This window comes from Phenylobacterium glaciei (assembly GCF_016772415.1).
In the GTDB taxonomy this organism is placed as follows: domain Bacteria; phylum Pseudomonadota; class Alphaproteobacteria; order Caulobacterales; family Caulobacteraceae; genus Phenylobacterium; species Phenylobacterium glaciei.
Window position 1 is genome coordinate 562530 of sequence record NZ_JAGSGD010000001.1, and the last position, 20811, is coordinate 583340.

The 20811-nt window shown below is 69.2% G+C and carries 19 protein-coding genes; 10 read left to right on the forward strand and 9 right to left on the reverse strand.

Annotated features, from left to right (window positions below; translation table 11 throughout):
• Positions 1 to 276 precede the first annotated feature (276 nt).
• A complete protein-coding gene (locus tag JKL49_RS02775; protein WP_215338186.1) occupies positions 277 to 1287 on the forward strand; it encodes an agmatine deiminase family protein in 1011 nt (336 codons plus the stop codon).
• Positions 1287 to 2162 (forward strand): N-carbamoylputrescine amidase, encoded by an 876-nt coding sequence (gene aguB / locus JKL49_RS02780; RefSeq protein ID WP_215338187.1) that lies wholly within the window; start codon positions 1287 to 1289, stop codon positions 2160 to 2162. The genes JKL49_RS02775 and aguB overlap by 1 nt, the downstream gene beginning before the upstream one ends.
• Before the next feature lie 118 nt (positions 2163 to 2280).
• On the opposite strand, the gene JKL49_RS02785 is transcribed toward aguB, so the two are convergent.
• Together JKL49_RS02785 and JKL49_RS02790 are read right to left on the reverse strand one after the other, a co-directional pair.
• On the reverse strand, positions 2281 to 3060 hold the full coding sequence (locus tag JKL49_RS02785) for an acid phosphatase (protein WP_215338188.1): 780 nt from the start codon (positions 3058 to 3060) through the stop codon (positions 2281 to 2283).
• 53 nt (positions 3061 to 3113) lie between these two features.
• Positions 3114 to 3998: a MaoC/PaaZ C-terminal domain-containing protein gene (locus tag JKL49_RS02790; protein WP_215338189.1), complete on the reverse strand. Its 885-nt coding sequence runs from the start codon at positions 3996 to 3998 to the stop codon at positions 3114 to 3116.
• A gap of 197 nt (positions 3999 to 4195) precedes the next feature.
• Between JKL49_RS02790 and JKL49_RS02795 the strand changes: the two genes are divergently transcribed.
• Entirely contained in the window at positions 4196 to 4996 is an 801-nt protein-coding gene (locus tag JKL49_RS02795; RefSeq protein WP_215338190.1) for a SapC family protein, read from the forward strand.
• A gap of 62 nt (positions 4997 to 5058) precedes the next feature.
• On the opposite strand, the gene JKL49_RS02800 is transcribed toward JKL49_RS02795, so the two are convergent.
• Complete coding sequence (locus JKL49_RS02800; protein ID WP_215338191.1) at positions 5059 to 5451, reverse strand: hotdog family protein; 393 nt, start codon at positions 5449 to 5451, stop codon at positions 5059 to 5061.
• Positions 5452 to 5580: 129 nt separating this feature from the next.
• Between JKL49_RS02800 and JKL49_RS02805 the strand changes: the two genes are divergently transcribed.
• Positions 5581 to 7710, forward strand: a complete 2130-nt coding sequence (locus JKL49_RS02805) for a protein-disulfide reductase DsbD family protein (RefSeq protein ID WP_215338192.1) — start codon at positions 5581 to 5583, stop codon at positions 7708 to 7710.
• Here JKL49_RS02805 and JKL49_RS02810 read toward each other — a convergent pair.
• Positions 7707 to 8159, reverse strand: coding sequence for a hypothetical protein (locus JKL49_RS02810; RefSeq protein WP_215338193.1), 453 nt, complete (start codon positions 8157 to 8159; stop codon positions 7707 to 7709). The genes JKL49_RS02805 and JKL49_RS02810 overlap by 4 nt on opposite strands.
• Before the next feature lie 99 nt (positions 8160 to 8258).
• On the opposite strand from JKL49_RS02810, the gene pgi reads away from it, so the two are divergent.
• The 6 genes from pgi (at position 8259) to hisG (ending at position 15415) form a co-directional block, all read left to right on the forward strand.
• Entirely contained in the window at positions 8259 to 9869 is a 1611-nt protein-coding gene (pgi, locus tag JKL49_RS02815; protein WP_215338194.1) for a glucose-6-phosphate isomerase, read from the forward strand.
• Between the two features lie 13 nt (positions 9870 to 9882).
• The gene (locus JKL49_RS02820; RefSeq protein WP_215338195.1) at positions 9883 to 10752 is read left to right on the forward strand and encodes an SDR family NAD(P)-dependent oxidoreductase; all 870 of its coding nucleotides are present in this window, start codon (positions 9883 to 9885) and stop codon (positions 10750 to 10752) included.
• Positions 10749 to 11495, forward strand: coding sequence for an SDR family oxidoreductase (locus JKL49_RS02825; protein ID WP_215338196.1), 747 nt, complete (start codon positions 10749 to 10751; stop codon positions 11493 to 11495). Before JKL49_RS02820 ends, JKL49_RS02825 begins: the two co-directional genes overlap by 4 nt.
• 367 nt (positions 11496 to 11862) lie before the next feature.
• The gene (gene hisS / locus JKL49_RS02830) at positions 11863 to 13335 is read left to right on the forward strand and encodes a histidine--tRNA ligase (RefSeq protein ID WP_215338197.1); all 1473 of its coding nucleotides are present in this window, start codon (positions 11863 to 11865) and stop codon (positions 13333 to 13335) included.
• Positions 13332 to 14468, forward strand: coding sequence for an ATP phosphoribosyltransferase regulatory subunit (locus JKL49_RS02835; RefSeq protein WP_215338198.1), 1137 nt, complete (start codon positions 13332 to 13334; stop codon positions 14466 to 14468). The genes hisS and JKL49_RS02835 overlap by 4 nt, the downstream gene beginning before the upstream one ends.
• The gene (gene hisG, locus JKL49_RS02840; RefSeq protein ID WP_215338199.1) at positions 14465 to 15415 is read left to right on the forward strand and encodes an ATP phosphoribosyltransferase; all 951 of its coding nucleotides are present in this window, start codon (positions 14465 to 14467) and stop codon (positions 15413 to 15415) included. The genes JKL49_RS02835 and hisG overlap by 4 nt, the downstream gene beginning before the upstream one ends.
• 323 nt (positions 15416 to 15738) lie before the next feature.
• Here the strand turns inward: hisG and JKL49_RS02845 are convergent, their stop codons facing one another.
• The 5 genes from JKL49_RS02845 to JKL49_RS02865 form a co-directional block, all read right to left on the reverse strand.
• Positions 15739 to 17778: a M13 family metallopeptidase gene (locus JKL49_RS02845; protein WP_215338200.1), complete on the reverse strand. Its 2040-nt coding sequence runs from the start codon at positions 17776 to 17778 to the stop codon at positions 15739 to 15741.
• A 163-nt stretch (positions 17779 to 17941) separates the two neighbouring features.
• Positions 17942 to 19573 carry an AMP-binding protein gene (locus JKL49_RS02850; RefSeq protein WP_215338201.1) on the reverse strand — a complete coding sequence of 544 codons (1632 nt, stop codon included), beginning with the start codon at positions 19571 to 19573 and terminating at the stop codon, positions 17942 to 17944.
• A gap of 79 nt (positions 19574 to 19652) precedes the next feature.
• Positions 19653 to 20141, reverse strand: a complete 489-nt coding sequence (locus tag JKL49_RS02855; protein WP_215338202.1) for a copper chaperone PCu(A)C — start codon at positions 20139 to 20141, stop codon at positions 19653 to 19655.
• A gap of 15 nt (positions 20142 to 20156) precedes the next feature.
• Positions 20157 to 20345, reverse strand: a complete 189-nt coding sequence (locus JKL49_RS02860) for a hypothetical protein (protein ID WP_215338203.1) — start codon at positions 20343 to 20345, stop codon at positions 20157 to 20159.
• Between the two features lie 65 nt (positions 20346 to 20410).
• Positions 20411 to 20806: a DUF2946 domain-containing protein gene (locus JKL49_RS02865; RefSeq protein WP_215338204.1), complete on the reverse strand. Its 396-nt coding sequence runs from the start codon at positions 20804 to 20806 to the stop codon at positions 20411 to 20413.
• Positions 20807 to 20811: the final 5 nt, after the last annotated feature.

The following is a 20811-nucleotide window of genomic DNA, read 5'->3' on the forward strand; positions in this document are numbered from 1 at the left end:
GTAGGGTGAGGGGGCGCGCAGCAAGGCTGCGCGTCTCGGCCTGTCAGCTACAACGGGGCTTCAGAAAGAACCCTCACCCTACCCTCTCCCACAAGTGGGAGAGGGGGTGGGCCGCCTCACCGTTCGTGACGTTCGTGTGGTTCGTGGTCCCTCTCCTTCAGCCCCGCTTGACGAACCGCCCCCCACCGCCCATTTCGCGCAGCCAACACAGCGCGTGACAGCCAAAAGTGGATACCGGTTTTGGCGACCGTCACGCGCCACTTTCAAGGCCCGCCAATGACCGTTCTCGTTCCCGCCGAATGGGCGCCCCACAAGGCCATGTGGCTGGGCTTTCCCAGCCATGAAGAGCTCTGGGCCGAGGACCTGGCCCTGGCCCAAGCCCAGGTGGCGGCCCTGGCCCGCGCGCTGGCCGGTCCCGGCCAGGAACGCGTGCGCCTGATGACCGGATCGCCGGAGGGTGAGGCCGCGGCCCGGCGCCTGCTGGGCGACGTCCCCGGCGTCGAGATTTTCCCCGGCCTGTTCGGCGACATCTGGCTGCGCGACACCGGCCCGATCTTCGCCAAGGGGCCCGATGGCGACGAGGCGCGCGGCTTCCGCTTCAACGGCTGGGGCGGCAAGTACGAGATGGCGGGCGACGACACCGTGGCGGCCCAGATCGCCACCGCCTCGCGCGCGCCACTGGTGCGGAACACCCCCATCCTGGAGGGCGGCTCCCTCGACCACGACGGGGCCGGCACGATCCTCACCACCCAGGAGTGCCTGCTCAACCCCAACCGCAATCCCGGTTGGACGCGGGAGATCGCGGCGTCCGAGCTGGCCAGCGCGCTGGGCGCCCGCAAGGTGCTGTGGCTGGGCGAGGGCCTGCGCAACGACCATACCGACGGCCATGTCGACAACCTGGCCCGCTTCGTGGCGCCGGGCGTCGTGGTCTGCCCGGTCGCCTGGGGCCGGGGCGATGTCAACGCCGACCCCTACAACGCCTGCGCCCGCGACCTCGCCGCCATGACCGACGCCGACGACCGTCCGCTGAAGGTGGTGCGCGTCCCCTCGCCGGGCTGGATCGAGAGCCACGAGGGCGGCGCCGCCCCGGCCAGCCACATGAACTTCATCATCGCCAACGGCGCGGTGATCATGCCCACCTATGACGGCGACCCGCGCGCCGCCGAGTTGGCCATGGAGGCGCTCGCCAGCGTCTTCCCCGGCCGCGAGATCATCGGCCTGCCCTCCGACGCCATTCTCACAGGCGGCGGATCCTTCCACTGCATCACCCAGCAGGAGCCCGCCTGATGGCCCGCACGATCAGCGTCGCCGCCCTGCAGACGTCCTACGGGATGGACCTGGCCGCCAATATCAAGAAGACCGAGGGCCTGATCCGCCAGGCCGCCGCGCAGGGCGCCCAGGTGATCCTGCCGTCGGAGCTGTTCCAGGGGCCCTACTTCTGCGTCACGCAGGAAGAGCGCTGGTTCGCGCAGGCCCATCCGTGGCGGGAGCACCCCTGCGTCACCGCGCTCGCGCCGCTCGCCGCCGAACTCGGCGTCGTGCTGCCGATCTCGATCTTCGAGCGCGAAGGGCCGCACTATTTCAACAGCCTGGTGATGGTCGACGCCGACGGGTCGCTGATGGGCGTCTATCGCAAGAGCCACATCCCCGACGGCCCGGGCTATCAGGAGAAGTACTACTTCCGGCCCGGCGACACCGGCTTCAAGGTCTGGGACACGAAGTTCGGCCGGGTCGGCGTCGGCATCTGCTGGGACCAGTGGTATCCGGAGGCCGCGCGGGCCATGACCCTGATGGGGGCCGAGATCCTGCTCTATCCCACCGCCATCGGCAGCGAGCCCCACGACCCCACCCTGGACACCGCCGCCCCCTGGCGGCGCGCCATGCAGGGCCACGCGGTCTCCAATGTCATCCCGGTGGTGGGCGCCAACCGCATCGGCTTCGAGCCCTGGGAGAACTATCCGGGTGGCGGACAGGCCTTCTACGGGTCGTCCTTCATCGCCGACCATCGCGGCGACCTGATCTCGGCGCTCGGCGACCAGGAGGGGATCGTGGCGGCCAGCTTCGACCTGGATTTCCTCGCCACGCACCGCGCCGCCTGGGGCTTCTTCCGCGACCGCCGCACCGATCTCTACGGCGGGCTGGTCACGCCGCGGCCTGTCTGACGGCCACATGTTGGCACATGTTGGTTGGCCTACGGGCCCGCAAACCCTTATGGGGCGGCGTTTGGCGGCCTAGGCGGTGACAAGGCCTTTTCCTCTATCCGCGACCACCAACATGTTGTCAGGCGGGGCAGGTCATCGCCGGCGCCCTGGCCAGTTCCTGGCGCGCCGCGGCCAGATCCCGCTGGAAGTCCGGGTCCCCGTGCAGCCGGGCGACCATGGCCGAAGCCAGGGTCCGGCCGGCCTCGATGTCGCTCTGGAAGTGGACCCCGCAGATCACCCGGCTATCGCCCACCTGCTTGCCCGCCGCCATCAGCCCGTCGGTCTTGGCCGGTTCCAGCTCAGCCAGGATCAGCCCCCAGGACCAGCCCACCATGGCGTGGCCGGAAGGGTAGGAGGCGTTGGTCTTCATCCAGTCCTCGCGGGGGATGCAGATCGGCTGGTCGTTGCCGATCAAGGGACGCAGGCGGCCGTAGTGGTCCTTGGCGGGCTTGCCCACCGTGCGCACGTCCAGCTCCACCCGCTCCAGCAGGCGGTAGAGGTTGGGCGTCGCCTTTGCGCCCACGTCCTTGCCCGCCGCGCAGGCGAAGCTCTTCAGCGCCGTGCCGCCCCAGATGTCGTTGTCCTTGATGGCCTGGGTCCAGCGCGGCGTGCCGGCCAGGGCCCGGGTCTCGTTGTAGAGCTCTCGGTCGGCTTGGCCGCGCAGGCTGGCCTCCGCCGGCGGCGGACCCAGCAGGGCCGCGCCGTCGATGTCGCCGACCTTCAGGTAGCCGGTCAGCCTGGTGGGGAGGGGATTGGTGGCCAGCGAGGCGTCCGCAGGAGCGGTGCGCAACTGGGGAAGCATGGCGCAGGCGGCCAGCGACAGGGCGGCGACGACGCCCAGGAGAGGTCGAAGGTTCATGAGCCCTCTTTAGAGCGGTTCCCGGGCTTCGGGAACCGCTCCGCAGAAGGGTTTTAGGCGCGCAGGACGGTCAGGCCGTTCTTGATCACCGTCGCGCCGCGTTCCTTGACGCGGGCCTCGAAGGAGATGTTCTTGCCGTCCTTCCAGAGGTCCACCGTGATGGTGTCGCCCGGGATCACCGGCGCGGAGAACCGGGCCTGGTGGCTGAGGATCTGGTCGGGATCGAAGCCGGTGATGGCCTGCAGCACGGCGCGGCAGGTGATGCCGTAAGTGGCCAGCCCGTGCAGGATCGGCCGCGGGAAGCCTGAGCGGCGGGCCGACTCAGGATCGGAGTGCAGCGGGTTGCGGTCGCCGTTCAGGCGGTACAGCAGGGCCTGGTCCTCACGGGTGGTGAAGTCCACCGAGAGATCGGCCTTGCGGGTCGGGACCACGTGGGGTTCCGGCGCGCCTTCCGACGGGCCGCCGAAGCCGCCGTCGCCGCGGGCGAAGGTGGAGCCGGTCAGGGTGGCGACCTTTTCGCCTGCGGCGTCGCGCCAGATGGTCTCGTTGATGATCACCGCGCCCTTGCCTTCACCCTTGTCGTAGGCGCCGACGGTGCGGCCCTCGGCGGTGAAGGTTCCGGTGGTGGGCAGGGGCTTGTGCAGCTCGACCTTCTGCTCGCCGTGAACCACCATCAGGAAATTGATCTGGCTCTGGCGGTGGCCCTCGGGCATCACCGGCGCGGGCGCACCGGCCGAGCGCATGTTCGAGGCCAGCACCGTGGCGGCCGTCGGGATGACCTTCAGGTTCTTCTCATAGACGTAGGCCAGCTCGTCCTCGTTCATGGGGTCCTGCCCCATGCCGACGCCCAGGGCGTAGAGCATCACGTCCTTGTCGCGATAGGTGAATTCGCGCGCCGCCGTCTTCTGTTCAAGAATGTCGGGATAAAAGATCGCCATTGAAAATACTTCCTCCGCTATGCGGTCCGTTTCGTATCGGCAGATTGAAGCGGTTCAGCCTGGCCTAGGCAAGCAGCGAGCGAGCGCATTTGCCGCCCCCCGTCTGATCGGGTAGAAGCGCGGACCCTGCGAAGACGGGATTTCGAAAACCCCCGCTCGCACCTTTCTTTCGCGCCCAGGTTCATCGAAGGCATTTCATGGCGACCGACATTCAGCCCGGCACGGGCGGCCAGATCACCGGCAACGTTCTCTTCTATTCCAAGCCGGAACCTCTGACCTCCGACCAACATAAGACCCTCGGCGTCAAGCGCATGGACGGGCCCTTCGGCTTCGCCAAGGCCGGCCACGCGGTGCCGCTTACCGTCACCGAATTCCCCCTGGCCGCCGTGTCTGGCCCGATCATCTTCGTCGGCGACGACAAGATGCCGCTGGCCGTCATGGGCCTGAACGCCGGGGACAACATGTTCGTCCAGGACAACGGCATCTTCGAGCCTGGCGTCTACGTCCCGGCCTATATCCGCCGCTATCCCTTCGTCTTCGCCAATGACGACAAGGCCCAGCAGATGGTGCTCTGCATCGACCGGGCCGCCGAGTTCATCGTCGAGGGCGGCGAGATGGCCTTCTTCGACGAGAAGGGCGAGCCCACCGAATACACCCAGAACTGCATCACCTTCTGCAACGACTACGAGGTCGAGCGGCAGCGGACGCAGGGCTTCATTCAGATCCTGAAAGACAACGACCTGTTCGAGCTGAAGACCGCCCTCCACACGCCGGTCAACGAGGACGGCACGGCCGCCGAGCCGCAGAAGATCGCCGAGTATTTCGGCATCTCGGAAGAGAAGCTGGCCAAGCTGTCGCCGGAAAAGCTGGCCGAACTGCGCGACAACGGCGCGCTGGGCCAGATCTATGCCCACCTGGTCTCCCTGGTGGGATGGGACCGCCTCATCGCGCTGGCGATGTTCCGCGCCTCGCAGCTGCCGCAGGCCGCCAACGCCTGATCCAAGGGGTCAGGTCAGAGTTCGGAGACGGCGGGTCGAAAGGCCCGCCGTTTTCATTGGAGCTAGCGGGCGAAGACGCTGCGGGTCAGGCAGGAAAAGACCAGCCGTCCGGCCTCGTCCAACAGGTCGTGCTGGGCGATGACGATGCCCTTGCCCTCGCCGACCGGATCCTTGCCCATCACTGTCATGCGGCCACGCAGGTTCTCGCCGGCCGGCGGGTTGCGGGCCCAGCGCAGGGCGTCGACGCCGAGGCGCTTGGTCTGGGGCCAGTTGACCACCGCGGCCGAATCCAGCCGGGTCCAGATGGCGAAGACCATGGCGTCGGGCGCGCCGCGCTCAGCCGGCCAGCCGGGGGCGAAGGCGGCGATGAAGGCTTCCAGGGCGTTGGCGTCGACACGGACCTCGCCGAGATAGACCACCTGACCGATCTCGATCTCGTCGAAGGGGGCGGGCACGTAACTCTCCTGGGGTTCGAACCGAACTGATTAGTCGATGATGGCGCGCGCCCATGACAAGTCGAGCGCTTTGCGGATGGGCGTTGGCGGCCCATATAGCGGCCTGAGTGTGGGGATTGGGATAACGGTATGACGCGTTTCATTGCGGGCGTTCTCGCGGCCCTGACCCTGGCGACCGCCTTCGCCCTCCCGGCCGCCGCCGCGCCGGTCCAGACCGGCCATATCGAGGCCGAGCTGGTGGCCCAGGACGCCGGCGTCGCGCCCGGTGGAACGGTCTACGTCGCCCTGCGCCAGAAGATCCAAAAGGGCTGGCATACCTACTGGCGCAACTCCGGCGACTCCGGTGAGGCGACCCAGATCAGTTGGACCCTGCCGGTCGGCTGGAGCGCCGGCGAGATCGTCTGGGCGCCGCCGACCCGCCAGCCCACCGGCCCGCTGATGAACTACGGCTACCAGGGCGAGGTGCTGCTGCCTGTCGCCATCACCGCGCCGAAATCCGCCAAGCCCGGCGACACCATCACGCTGAAGGCCGCCGCCGCCTTCCTGGTCTGCGAGGACATCTGCGTTCCGGAAGACGCCGTCCTCACCCTGGACCTGCCCGTGGTGGCCGCCGCCCCGCAGCCCGACGCCAAATGGGGCGCGGCTGTCACCAAGGCCCTGGAGGCGGCGCCCAAGCCCGCCGGCCTGACGGCTGCGTTCAGCAATATTGACGGGGTTTTGAAACTGGCTATCGCCGGGTCGCCGCTGAAGGGCGCCGACGAGGCCTATTTCTATCCCTTCAAGGCGACGGTCATCGACCACGCCAAACCCCAAACCCTCGATCGCGGTCCTGAAGGCCTGACCCTGACCCTGACCCCCGGCTACGACTTCACCAAGGGCACGGCGCCCGCCGCCCTGGACGGGGTCTTGAGCGTGGGCGGAAAGGCCTATGAGCTCACCGCCGCCGAAGGCCCGCCGCCCGCCGGAACGTCCGGCCTCGGCGCCCCGCCCGCCAAGGCTGTGGCTCCGGTCGCCGGCGCCAGCCTCGGCCTCGCCCTGGCCTTCGTCTACGCCCTGCTGGGCGGGCTGGTGCTGAACCTGATGCCCTGCGTCTTCCCGATCCTGGCCATGAAGGCCACCTCCCTGGCCGGTCACGCCCATGAGCAGGGCGCCGCCCGCGCCCAAGGCCTGGCCTTCCTGGCCGGTGTGCTGGCCACCTTCCTGGCCCTGGCCGGCGCCCTGATCGCCATCCGCGCCGGAGGCTCAGCCGTGGGCTGGGGCTTCCAGTTGCAGTCGCCGGTGGTCGTCGCCGGCCTGGCCCTGCTGATGCTGGCCGTGGCGCTGAACCTCTCGGGCCTGTTCGAAGTCGGGACCTCGCTCCAGGGCGTGGGCACGGGCCTGGCGTCCAAGCAGGGCCTGGCCGGGGCCTTCTTCACCGGGGCCCTGGCCGTCGTGGTGGCCGCCCCCTGCACCGCGCCCTTCATGGGGCCGGCCCTGGGCTGGGCCCTGACCCAAAGCGCGCCGGTCGCCTTGGCGGTCTTCCTGGGTCTTGGCCTCGGTTTCGCCGCCCCGTTCACCCTGGCGGCGTTCGCCCCGGGCCTGCTCGCCCGTCTGCCCAAGCCAGGTCCCTGGATGGAGACCTTTAAGAAGCTGATGGCCTTCCCGATGTACGGGGCCGCGGCCTGGCTGGTCTGGGTGCTGACGGTGCAGGCCGGCGAGATGGGCCTGGCGCGGGTTCTGGCCGCCGCCGTGGTCCTGGCTCTGGCTGCCTGGGTGCTTGGCCTGGCCCAGAAGCGGCAGGCCTCCGGCGGCAAGCCCCTGACCCTGGCGGCCATCGGCGCGGTCCTGGCCGTCGGCGCCTTCGTCCTGGTGCTGGTCCCGGCCTATGGGACGCCCGCGGCGGCTTCAACCGAGGTCGCGGCGGGCTCGATTCCCGAGGCGGTCTACAGTCCCGAGGCCGTCGCCGAGGCCCGCGCGCAAGGCAAGCCGGTGTTCGTGAACTTCACCGCCGCCTGGTGCGTCACCTGCCAGGTGAATGAGAAGGTGGCCTTCGCGACGGCGGAAGCGGCTGACGCCTTCACCCGCACGGGCGCGGTCTATCTGAAGGCCGACTGGACGCGGAAGGACGCGGTGATCGCCGCCGAGCTGGCCAGGCATGGCCGGGCCGGCGTGCCGCTCTATCTGGTCTATGGGGTGAAGAACCCCGATCCCGTCATCCTGCCCCAGTTCCTGACGCCGGCCCTGGTGTCCAAGGCCCTGGACAAGGCCAAGTCCAGCTAGGTCGGGACCTGAGACGTGACCGTCGCCGGGGTGGTGATCACCTCGACATTATCGTTCAGCAGATAGGCCATGTCGCGCAGGGCCAGGTCGCGGTCCTTCGGGGTGGGGGCCGCGGTCACCGCCTCGAGCTTCAGCGGCAGGTCCTGGGAGATGCCGCGCAGGATGCACTTCAGGTCGCCATCGGTGCCCCGCTTGGCCAGCAGGACGTGGCCCTGCATGTCCAGCGCCGCCAATTCACCGATCTGGGTCTTGAAGTCGGCGGCCAGGGTCTTGCCGGCGCGGGCGCCATCGACCTCCGCCTTCAGAGCGCCCGCCCGTTTGACGATGTCGAGGAACAGCGGCTCCTGGGCCACCGCCGAGGGGGGCGTGCTCATCCCCGGTCCGGGGGTGATCGGACCGGTGGCGGCGAGCCAGAGGATGGCGAGAGAGGCGGCGGCGTCGCAGGACATGACGATCCTCGTTGCGCGAACTAAGACAGACGCGAAGGGGCTTCAGATAGCCCGAACATGGTAAACGCGATCCTACCGCGCGCCCGAAGGTAAGCCTTGATGACCACGCCAGACTCCGCCTGGACCAACCTGAAAAAGGCCGCCGTCGCCGCCCGTGATCCGATCGCGGGCCTGTTCGCCATCGAGACGGATCGCCTGGAGAAGCTGGTGGTGGAGGCTGCCGGCCTACGGATCGACCTTTCCAAGCAGCCCTGGTCGCTGGGAGACTTCGACACCGCCCTGACGCTCGCCAAGGTCTGCGACGTGGAGGGCGCGCGCAATCGCCTGTGGGCCGGGGAGCCGGTCAATATCTCGGAGAACCGCGCGGCCCTGCATATGGCTCTGCGCGCGCCGGACGGGGCCGACTTCAAGGCCGACGGGGTTCTGGTCTCCCGCGAGGTGGAAGCTACGCGAAACGCCATGCGCGCCTTCGCCGAGGCGGTGCGCTCGGGCGCCAAGGCCGGCGCGACCGGCAAGCCCTTCAAGGCCATCGTCCACATCGGCATCGGCGGGTCCGACCTCGGGCCCCGGCTGATCTGGGAGGCCCTGCGGCCCCTGAACCCCGAGATCGAGCTGCGCTTCGCCGCCAATGTGGATCCATCGGAGACGGCGCTGGCGCTCGCGGGTCTCGATCCGGCTGAGACTCTGGTGGTCGTCGTCTCCAAGACCTTCACCACCCAGGAGACCCTGGCCAACGCCGAGGTGGTCCGCGCCTGGCTGCGCGCGGCGCTGGGTCCGGCGTCCGACTCACACCTGGTGGCGGTGTCCGCCGCGCCGGCCGTGGCCCAGGCCTTCGGGGTTCCGGCCGACCAGGTGTTCGGCTTCTGGGACTGGGTGGGCGGCCGCTATTCCATCTGGTCGGCGGTGGGCCTCTCCTGCGCCATCGGCCTCGGCTACGACGTCTTCCAGCGCCTGCTCGACGGTGGCGCGGAGATGGACCACCACTTCCGCCACACGCCCCTGCTGTTGAACGCCCCGGTGCTGCTGGCCCTGGCCCACATCTTCAACCGTGACGGCCTGGACCGCCCCCTGCGGGCGGTGATCCCTTATGCGGCGCGGCTGCGGCTGTTCCCCAGCTTCCTGCAGCAGCTGGAGATGGAGTCCAACGGCAAGCGGGTGGACCAGCAGGGCCGGCCCGTCGCCCATGCCACGGCGGCTTCGGTGTTCGGCGACGCCGGCACCAACGGCCAGCACGCCTTCTTCCAGATGCTGCACCAGGGGACCGACGTGATCCCGGTGGACTTCGTGGCGGTCGCCAAGGCCGGCGAGGGCGAGCCCGTCAACCACACCATCCTGCTGGCCAATGTCATCGCCCAGGCCCAGGCCCTGATGACGGGCCGCAGCGAGGCCGACGTGCGCGAGGAACTGACAGCCAAGGGTCTTACGCCCGCCGAGATCGACATCTTGGCCCCCCAGCGCACCTTCCCTGGCGACCGACCCTCGAGTTTCATCCTGATGGACGCCCTGACGCCGGAGGCTCTGGGCGCCCTGATCGTCCTGCATGAGCACAAGGTCTTCGTGGAAGGCGTGCTCTGGGGCATCAATAGTTTCGACCAGTGGGGAGTGGAGCTGGGCAAGAGCCTGGCCACCAGGATCCTCGCCGAACTGCAAGGCGGCGCCTCTGGCGTCCACGACCCGTCCACCGCCGCCCTCGTGGCGCGGCTCAAGTAGCTAAGGAAACCCGATGCGCGACCTGACCGGCAAGACCGCCTTCATCACCGGCGGGGCCAGCGGCCTTGGCCTCGCCATGGCCCATGCCTTTGGTGAGGCCGGCATGAACGTGATGCTGGCCGATATCGAGGAGGCGCCGCTGCTCGCCGCCGTGAAGGAGCTCGAGGAGCGTCAGATCCGCGCCAGCGGCGTGCTCTGCGATGTGGCTGTCCGCAACGCGGTGGAGGCCGCCGCGGCCAAGACCATCGAGACCTTCGGCAAGGTGCACGTGGTCTGCAACAACGCCGGCGTCGGCGCCGGTGGGCCCATCGATCAGGTGCGCCACGCCGACTGGGACTGGATCCTGGCGGTGAACCTGATGGGGGTGGTCTACGGCATGGAGACCTTCCTGCCGCTGATCCGATCGCACGGCGAGGGCGGGACCTTCGTCAACACCGCCTCCATGGCCGGCATGATCTCGCCGCCGGGCATGGAGCCCTACAGCGCCACCAAGTTCGCGGTGGTGGCCATGTCCGAGGGCTGGGCGGGTCAGCTGGCGCCCGAGGGCATCAATGTCTCGGTGCTGTGCCCCGGCTTCGTGAAGACCAAGATCAACCAGTCGGGCCGCACCCGCCAGGCGCAGTTCGGTGGGCCGGTGGACAGCCCCGTGGTCGCCGACTCCATGGTGGAAAACGGTATCGATCCCCAGCGGGTCGGCCGCCGGGTGCTGGAGGCGATCCAGGCCGGCGAGCGCTACATCTTCACCCATCCCGACATGCGGCCCTTCGTCGAGGCCCGGTTCGCCGGCCTGATGAGCGCCTTCGACGCGGCGGCCGCCAGCCCGGCCCTGGCGGGGATGGACTACAAGACCCCCGACCTCTCGGGGATGGCGACGCCCTCGTGACCGTCCTCATCACCGGCGGGACCAAGGGCATCGGCCTGGCCATCGCCCGGCGGCTGGCCCCGGTCCATGGCCGGGTGGTGCTGGCCTATCACAGCGACGAGGCGGCGGCGGACGTCGCACGCGCCGAGATCCTGGCGCTGGGGGCGGCCGTCGAGACCGTGCGGTGCGAGGTCGGCACGCCGGAGGGGGCCGCCGCCCTGATGGCGGAGATCGAGCGGCACGGCCACGGCTTGAGCCACATCGTCCACTCGGCGGCGATGATCTATCCCACCACCCTGCTGGGGGCGGACCTGGTGAAGTTCCGCCAGGCGGTGGAGACCAACGGCCTATCCCTGCTCTACCTGGTCCACGCCGCCCAGGCGCTGTTGGGGCGAGGCTCCAGCGTGGTGTTCATCACCAGCATGGGATCGCGCATCCCCAGCCCCAACTACGGCGCGCTGGGGGTCGGCAAGGCTCTCGCGGAGGCTATTGTCCGCTATCTGGTGGCCGAGCTCGCGCCACGTGGGATCAGGATCAACGGGGTGGCGCCGGGTCTGGTGCACACCACCTCGGTGGCCGCCATGCTGGGCAGCGAGGACGCCGCCCAGGCCGCCGTCGACCGCGCCGCCCGCACCAATCCTTCCGGCCGTGAGAGCCGGGACTCCGACTACGCCGCCCTGGTGGAGTTCCTGCTGGGCCCCGAGGCGGAGTTCATCCAGGGCCAGGTGATCGCCGCCACCGGCGGGACAGGCGTCATCGGCTAGATCACGTTCTCCGCCGGGCCGATCTTTTGGCCCAAAGGGCTGGGGGAGCCGACCTCCAGATCATCACCGCGTGAGGGGACTCGCCATCCATCGAGCGCCGCGCTATAGGCCCGCTCGCATGACGAGCTCGGCGCACCATCACGGCCACCACCATTCGACCCGCCACGGCGGGCTCGGCCGGGGGCGTTTGGCCTAAACCCCGGCTTCGAGCCCCCCGCAGATGCGGATGGGGCTCACGCGAAGATCGCCAGCTCCATCCGTCGACCCCACGCTTTCAGGGATACAGACGATGGAATTCTCCGCCTCCAACCCGCAACGCCTGCGCCCGCGCCTTGCCGCGCGCGCCGCCATCGCTTAAGCGCGCGCCATGACGAATGACCCGACACGTCCGGAAGCCCGCGCGCCGCGCGGCTTCAACGACCGCCGCGCGCGCGATCTCACCGCCGAACGTCAGATCCTGGCCAAGGTCTCGGAGGTCTATGAACGCTACGGCTTCGAGGCCTTCGACACGGGCGCGCTGGAATATGCCGATGCGCTCGGCAAGTTCCTGCCCGACGCCGACCGTCCCAACGAAGGCGTCTTCGCCCTGCAGGACGACGATGAGCAGTGGATGGCCCTGCGCTACGACCTGACCGCGCCGCTGGCCCGGTTCGTGGCCCAGAACTGGGAGACCCTGCCCAAGCCGTTCCGCCGCTACGCCTTCGGCACGGTCTGGCGCAATGAGAAGCCCGGCCCGGGCCGCTTCCGCGAATTCACCCAGTGCGACGCCGACACGGTGGGCTCGTCCCGCCCCGAGGCCGACGCCGAGATCATCGCCATGGCCGCCGACGGCCTGACCGCGGCGGGCCTGCCGGCCGGCGCCTATGTCATCAAGATCAACAACCGCAAGCTCCTGAACGGCCTGCTGGCCACGGCGGGGGTCACGACCGAGGGCCAGAAGCTGGCGGTGCTGCGCGCCGTCGACAAGCTGGACCGCCTGGGTCCCGACGGCGTGCGCCTGCTGCTGGGGGAAGGCCGCAAGGACGAGAGCGGCGCCTTCACCAAGGGGGCAGGGCTGGGGACCGCGGCCGCCGAGGCCGTGCTGGCCTTCACCGCCGCCGGCGCCGAGGGGCGTTCGGAGACTCTCGACCGCATCGCCAACGTCATCGGCGGCTCGCCGGAGGGCGGCGAGGGGCTGGAGGAGCTGTCGCGGATCGACAAGGCGCTGATCGGCATGGGGGTCGCCCAGGACCGGGCGATGTTCGACCCGTCCATCGTGCGCGGCCTGGAATACTATACCGGCCCGGTCTTCGAGGCCGAACTGCTGCTGGCCACCAATGACGAGAACGGCGCCCCGGTGCGGTTCGGCTCGGTGGGCGGCGGGGGCCGCTATGACGACCTGGTGGCCCGCTTCACCGGCGAGCGCACGCCCGCCACCGGCTTCTCCTTCGGGGTCTCGCGCCTGGCCTCGGCCCTGCGCGCGGCGGGCCGGGACCTGGGCGGGCAGGCGCGGGGACCCGTGGTGGTCATCGCCTTCAGCCCCGACGACATGGCCGCCTATTATGGTGTGGTGGGCGAACTGCGCGCCGCCGGCATCGCGGCGGAAGTCTATCTGGGCAGTTCCGGCATGCGGCCGCAGATGAAGTATGCCGACCGCCGGATGTCGCCGGCCGCCATCATGCTGGGCGGGGACGAGATCGCCGCCGGCACGGTGACCATCAAGGACCTGGACCTCGGGCGCGAACTCTCGGCGGGGGTCACCGAAAACGCCGCGTGGCGCGAACAGCGGCCGGGCCAACAGACCATCCCGCGCGCTGAGCTGATCCCGGCCCTGCGCCGTATCCTGGACGCCAGCAAATGAGGGCTGAACCCCGGGTTCCCAACGAGGCGCTCTCCGCCATCCGCGCGCCGCTGAGCGCCGGCGCTTCGAGTGTCGACGCGCCGATCCTGCAGCCGCTGGGCCTGCTGCTGGAACTGGCCGGTGAGGCGATGCGCGCGCGGCTGTTCGTGGTCCAGGCCGAGGGCGGGGAAGAGGCCTGCCTGCGCCCCGACTTCACCGTGCCGGTCACCCGCCTGCACCTGGAGAGCGGCGCCGCCTCCGGCCGTTACTACTACGAGGGCAAGGCCTTCCGCGCCTCTCCCGACCACGCCGACCGGGCCGAGGAATTCGTGCAGATCGGTGTCGAGCGGTTCGACGCTGCGGCGACCGACGCCCTGGAGGCCGACGCCGAGATCGCTGCGCTCGCCTGGACGTCCGCTGTGGCCGGGGGCCGGGACGACCTGCTGCTGTGGCTTGGCGACATCGGCCTGTTCGCCGCCTTCGTGGACGGCCTGGACCTGGCGCCGTCCCTCGCCGCCCGTCTGAAGCGCGCCGCCTCGCGGCCCCGCCTGCTGCAGGCCGAGCTGGCCCGTGCTGGCGCGCAAGCCAAGCCCGTGGAGAGCGGCGGTCTCGCCGACCTGCTGGCCGAGCGCTCCTCCGACGAGGCCGCCGTCCTGCTGGAGGAGGTCTGGGCGCTCGCCGGGATCGAACCCGTCGGCGGCCGGGGTCCCGCCGAGATCGCCCAGCGCCTGATCCGCCGCGCCCAGGCCGCCCGCGCGCCGGCCCTGAGCGTCGAGCAGGCCCAGAGCCTGGGCCGCTTCCTCGGCATCTCCGATACGCCGGCCAAGGCGCTGGCCGCCATCCGGGCCATTCCGGGCGCCAGGGGCAAGGCGCTCACCGCCGCCCTGGCCGATTGGGAGCAGCGCCTGGTGCTGATCACCAAGGCCGGGGTGCCTGAGGGGGCCATGCTGATGGCCACCACGCTCGGCCACGCCTTCGAATATTATGACGGCCTGACCTTCGAGGTCCGCTCCACCGCGCTGGGGGCGGATCGTCCAGTGGCGGTTGGCGGACGCTATGACGGCCTGCCGGCCCGCCTGGAGAGTCCGGCCCACGGCCGCGCCGTGGGTTGCATGGTCCGGCCCTGGCGAGCCTTCAAGGGAGGTGAGGCATGAGCGGGCCCCTGATCATCGCGGTCCCCTCCAAGGGCCGCTTGAAGGAACAGGTCGAGGAATGGCTGGCCGACTGCGGGCTGAGGCTCTCGGTCAGCGGCGGCGCGCGCGGCTACATGGCCGAGATCAAGGGCCTGGCCGGCGCCCAGGTGCGCCTGCTCTCGGCCGGCGACATCGCCGAGGCGCTCGATAGCGGCGAGGTGCACCTGGGCGTCACCGGAGAGGACCTGCTGCGGGAACGTGGCGGCGATCTCGACAGCCGCGCCCTGCTGCTGCGGGCGCTTGGCTTTGGCCGCGCCGACCTGGTGGTGGCTGTGCCCAAGAGCTGGCTCGACGTCGACTCGATGGCCGACCTGGAGGAGGTGGCGCACGACGTGCTGGCCCGCACCGGCCGGCGCATGCGGGTGGCCACCAAGTACCTGGTCCAGACCCGGGCTTTCTTCGCCCGCCACGGGGTGGCCGACTACCGGATCACCGAGTCCAGCGGCGCCACCGAGGGGGCTCCGGCGGCGGGCGCCGCCGAACTGATCGTCGACATCACGACGACCGGGGCGACCCTGACAGCCAACGGCCTGAAGATCCTCGGCGACGGGGTGATCCTGAAGAGCCAGGCCCAGCTCACCGCCTCCCTTCGGGCGACCTGGTCCGACAGCCAACTGGCGGTGGCCGAACACCTGCTGCGGGTGATCGAGGCCCGCGCCCTGGCGCATGAGAGCGCGACTCTGGTCTATCCCGGGGGCGGGGATGACGACGCCCTGACGGAGGAGCTGGTGACCGCCGGTGCGGTCCGACGTCCCCACGGCGTGCTGACGCCGGTGAGTCGCATCGCGGCGATCTCCCTGCTGCTCACCGCGAAAGGCCGTGGGCCTGTCACCGCGTCGCGGCCCGATTTCGTGTTTGAGAACAGTTGTGGACCGTACGAAGCACTCGCAAAACGCGTCAATAATTGACGTTTGAGTCAAAAACAACGCCACGCTGTGGTTGAATCCACCTGGTCGCGAAAATCTGATCAGAATTCCGCCATGAGGCGGGTTTGGGCGCATTGACTCGGGCGAGAAATTGCCGTTTTCTCAGTCCTGCGAGAGACATGGCGACATTAGTTCGACAGTCTCCGGCGTTTCGGGGAGGAAACGCCCGCTTAATAAGAGCTCCGGCTCAAAATAAGGCCCGTTGCGATTATCCCCCGCAACGGGCCAAATTTTTGCCCGACACTATTTTTGACGCAAGAGTCAAAATAATGGAGCCGGATTTCCCCGGCCCCACCTCTCCTCAATCACCAGATGCGGGCGCGCTTGTCCGGGGCGACATACATCTTGTCGCCGGCCTTGACGCCGAACGCCTCGTAGAAGGCGTCGATGTTCCGCACCGGGATATCGGCGCGGTACTGCTCGGGCGAGTGGGGGTCGGAGACCAGCCGCTGGCGCGTGCGATCTTCGCGGGACTTCGACCGCCAGACCTGGGCCCAGCCGAGGAAGACCCGCTGGTCGCCGGTCAGGCCGTCGATCACCGGGGCGGGCTTGCCCTTCAGGGAGGCATGGTAGGCGTCCAACGCCAGCAGCACCCCGCCCAGGTCGGCGATGTTCTCGCCCATGGTCAGGTCGGGATTGATGTGGGACCCCGGCAGGACCTCCACCGCGGCATACTGCGCACCGTAGATCTTGGCCTGGGCGTCGAACTTGGCGGCGTCCTCCGCCGTCCACCAGTCGGTCAGCCGGCCGTCGCCGTCGGACTTGCGGCCCTGGTCGTCGAAGCCGTGGGTGATCTCGTGGCCGATCACCCCGCCGATGCCGCCATAGTTGACCGCCGCGTCGCCGTCCGGATCGAAGAACGGCGGCTGCAGAATGGCGGCTGGGAAGACGATGCCGTTCTTGGTGGGGGAATAGTAGGCGTTGATGGTTGGCGGCGTCATGCCCCACTCCTTCTTGTCCACCTTCTGGTCCAGGCGGTCGACCTGGCGGTTCCACTCGAAGGCGGTGGCCCGGGCCACATTGCCGTAGAGGTCACCGTCCTTCAGGGTCAGGGCCGAATAGTCCCGCCAGGTTTCGGGATAGGCGATCATCACACTGAACTTCGACAGCTTCTCGAGGGCCTTGGCCTTGGTGGGCGGGCTCATCCAGGTCAGCTTCTCGATGCGGCCCTTCATGGCGCCTTTGATGTCGGCCACCAGGGCGTCCATCTTGGCCTTGCTGTCGGCCGGGAAGTAGGCGTCGACATAGAGCTTGCCCAGCGCCTCGCCGACCTGGCTGTCCACCAGGGTCACGCCGCGCTTCCAGCGTTCGGCCTGAACCGGCTGACCCGACAGGGTCTTGCTGCGGAATTCGTACTGGGCCTGGTCGAAGTCCTTGGAGAGATAGGGCGCGGCCTGGTCGGCCAGGTGGAAGGCCTGCCAGGCCTTCAGGGTGTCGATGGGGGTCTTAGCGTAGAGGGCGGCGATCTTGGGGAAGGCGGTGTTTTCGGCCACCACCACCTTGGCCACCTTGCCGAGGCCCGCGCCGGCCATGAAGGCCTTCCAGTCGAAGCCCGGCGCATAGGCCGCCAGGTCCTTCACGGCGAAGGGATTGTAGGTCTTGTCATCGTCGCGGCGCTCGGCCCGGGTCCAGGAGACCTTGGCGATCTCGGTCTCCAGGGCGACGATGGCCTTGGCGTTTGCGGCCGGATCGGCCCAGCCCGACAGGGTCAGCAGCTTGGCGACATAGGCCTCATAGGCGGTCTTCTGAGCCGCGAACTTGTCGTCAAGATAGTAGTCGCGGTCGGGCAGGCCCAGCCCCCCCTGGATCAGGGTGATGACATAGTGGTCGGGGTCCTTGGCGTCGTCGCCCGGATAGGCGCCGAACACCGAACCGCCGAACTTCTTCTGGCTTTCGCCCATCACCTTGGCGACGTCGCTGAGGGTCTTCGACGCCTTGATCTGGGCCAGGTCGCCGGCCATCGGCTTGGCGCCCAGGGCGTTGACGGCGGCCTCGTCCATGAAGCTGCGGTACATCACGCCGATGCGGGCCTGGTCGCCCGTGGCGGCCTTGTCGGCGGCGGCCTTTTCCAGCACCGCGCGCATCCGGTTGACGGACAGCTCATTCAGCTTGTCGAAGGACCCGTAGCGCGAGCGGTCGGCGGGGATCTCCAGGTTTTTGAGGTAGGTCCCGTTGGCGTACTGATAGAGGTCGTCGCGGGGGCTGACGGTCAGGTCCTGGCCGGCGGCGTCGAAGCCCCAGGGCCCCATGCGGGGCGCCTTGGCCATGTCATCGGCGGCGAGGGCGGGGACGGCGCCGAGCGCCAGGGCGGACGCCGCGCAGGCGGCGAGCCAGAAGGTCTTCATCGGGTGTTCAAAGCCTCGGATAGGGATTTGGGCGCGACCATGACTCGGCCGCGCCCTCTGTGGCTCGTTACATTTTAGTTACGTTCAAACCTTGGCGCTCGAACCGCCGAAGGCGGTTCGTTTCCTGTTGAGGGCGCGACGGGCGCCTGAACCGGTGGCCACTTCAGGCTGTCGCGCCCAGCCGATCAACGGCCAGGGCTTTCAGGGTCTTGTAGTCCAGCTTGCCATTCGGAGCGCGGTTGACCGGAGCTAGGACAAGTTCACGCGGCGCCTTGTAGTCGGCCAGCAGCCCTTTCACGTGGGCGGCCAGTTCGGTCAGCGACGGCTTGGTGTCACCGACGGTCTCGACGATGGCGCAGATGCGCTCGCCGAAGCGCGGATCGGGCACACCAAGCACCGCGGCGTCGCGGACACCGGGGAAGCGCTTCAGGGCCTCTTCCACTTCTTCGGGGAAGACCTTCTCGCCGCCGGTATTGATCACCTGGGAGCCGCGGCCCAGCAGGGTGATGGAGCCGTCTTCCTCGATGGTCGCCCAATCGCCGGGCACGCTCCAGCGTTTGCCCTCGAAGGTGCGGAAGGTCTTGGCCGACTTTTCGGGGTCCTTGTAGTAGCCGCTCGGCGTGAAGCCGCCGACCGCCACCAGGCCGCGCACGCCGGAACCTGGCAGGACGCGCTCGCCCTCCTCGGTGAAGACCGCCGCATTGGGGCCGGTGGTGAACTTGGCGGTGCCGGCCGCCGCGCCACCGCCGGAGACCGACGAGGCGAGACCGAGCGCCTCCGACGAGCCCAGGCTGTCCATAAGCATGATGTTGGGCAGGTGCTTCAGCAGGCCCTGCTTGTTCTCCGCCCCCCACATGGCGCCGGAGGAAATGATCCGCTTGAGGCTGGGCATCGTCCAGCGGCCGGGATTGGCGTCCAGGGTCTCCAGCATCGGGGCGGCGAAGGCCGGGCCCACAATGATCAGGCCCGAGACCGCGAGGCGCTCAACCTCGTCGAACAGTTCGACGGGGCTGAACTTGCGTGAGGGCAGGGTGGCGATGGCGCCGCCGGAGACCAGCTGGCCAAAGCCGATGAACTGGCCGGTGGCGTGCATCAAGGGCGCGACCGGGATGGTGATCGGCTGCTCGCCGGAGGCTTCCACCGCCTTGGCGCGCTCGCCGGCCTCGGCGACGCGCTCCAGGGGCGGCAGGCCCAGCAGCAGGTTGGCGCCGCCGCCCAGGCCCTTGAACAGGTCCTCCTGGCGCCACATCACCCCCTTGGGCATGCCGGTGGTGCCGCCGGTGTACATCAGCAGCAGGTCGTCGGTCGAACGGCCCCAGGGCCCTTCGACCCGGTCGGCGCCCTTGGCCACGATGGCGTCGTAGTCGGCGGCCCAGGCCGGGACCGGATGGCCGGGCTCGGCCACGGCGACCCAGGTCTTCACCTTGGGCAGGTTGGCCCGCACCTTGTCGGCCATCTCGGCGAAGGCGGCGTGGAAGACCACGGCCTCGGCGTCGGCGTTGTCGAACAGGTAGGTCAGCTCGTCGCCGCCGTAGCGGTAGTTGGTGTTGAAGGGGGCGAGGCCTCCCTTGAAGGCCGCGAAATAGGTCTCGATGTATTCCGGCGCGTTAAAGAGATAGGCCGCCACCTTCGACTGCTGGGTCAGGCCCGCATCTAGGAAGTGCTGGGCCAGCGCGTTGGCGCGACGGTCGAAGTCGCGCCATTTGACGACGCGCTCACCATGAATAAGCGCAGGGCGTTCGGGGATGGCCGCAGCCACCGACTCCCACAGGTTGGCGTAATTCCAAACCTCCACGGGCAATCCTCCATACTTAAAATATGGAGCGCATAAACGGTCGGTCGGCGTCCGTGTCAACGCCGACCGAACGGTCGTTTTAATGGTTCTTGTGGTCCATCGACATGGCGCCCATCGGTGCGGCGCCGCCCGCCGGACCCATGCCCACGCTGAACTCGATCTTCAGCCGCGCCCCGCTCTTGAACACCAGGGTGGCGGGGACGACATCGCCGGTCTTCTGGGCCTTGGCCAGGCCGATCAGCATGACGTGGTAGCCGGCGGGCGCGAAGGTGATGGCCTTGCCGGGCGGCAGCAGCACGCTGTCGACCTGCTGCATCGTCATCAGGCCGCCCGACATCGAGGAGCGGTGCATCTCCACCTTCTTGGCGGCGGGGCTCTCGATGGCGGTCAGGGTGTCGGGGACCGCGCCCCGGTTGGTCACGGTCATATAGCCCGCGCCGTTGACGCCGGCGGCGGCGGGCCGGCTCCAGGGCTGGGCGACCTCCAGCCCGCCGAGGCGGTAGGTGGCGGCCTGGGCGGCGGTGGCGATGAGGGCGGTGGCGGTGAGGCCGAGGATCAGGGTGCGCATGGGGTCCACTCTATATCAATGCTGATGGGTTTCGGAGGCGGGGCCGGCCGGGAGGATTCTGAACGCCGGGGCGGGATGGCTGAGGCCGGTCTCGCCGGGATCGGGAATCTGCGTCCGCTGGGCCTCGTCGGCGAAGGCCGGCGTGGCCAGGGCGCCGGCGGCGAACAGCAGGACGCGAAGCGAGACGCGTGAAAACATGGGCATGTGAAAAAAATCCAGACTCAAAGACGTCAGGGCGCGCACGGACGGGTCCGGCGCGCGGCGATCGGTCAGAGGTTGTGGGCGGGTGGTCCTTGGCCGAAGGGGCGCGGCGGTGCGCGCGCGCCGCGCAGGACGACCTCGACGGTCGGCGTCTGGACGATACGCTCGTCGGCGTAGGCGATCGGAACGACGGAGAGCTCCGGCGTCGTGGTCATCGCCAGGGTCGCGCCCAGGCAGTCGTGGCAGGGGAGGCCGGCGAAGCCCTTCTGCGCCTGACCATTGTGGTCGAGGACCACGGTCGTGGCGCCTTGCGGGGTGCAGAGCTCGATGCGGACGGCGCCGACGGACTCCGCCGCCAGGGAAGCGGCCGGCAGCAGGGCCTGGATCAGCAGGGCGGCGACGGCGAACAGGACGGCCAGCGGCGTACGCGCCCGCGACCTGCCTCGATGCGCCCCGATTTCCATGGCGG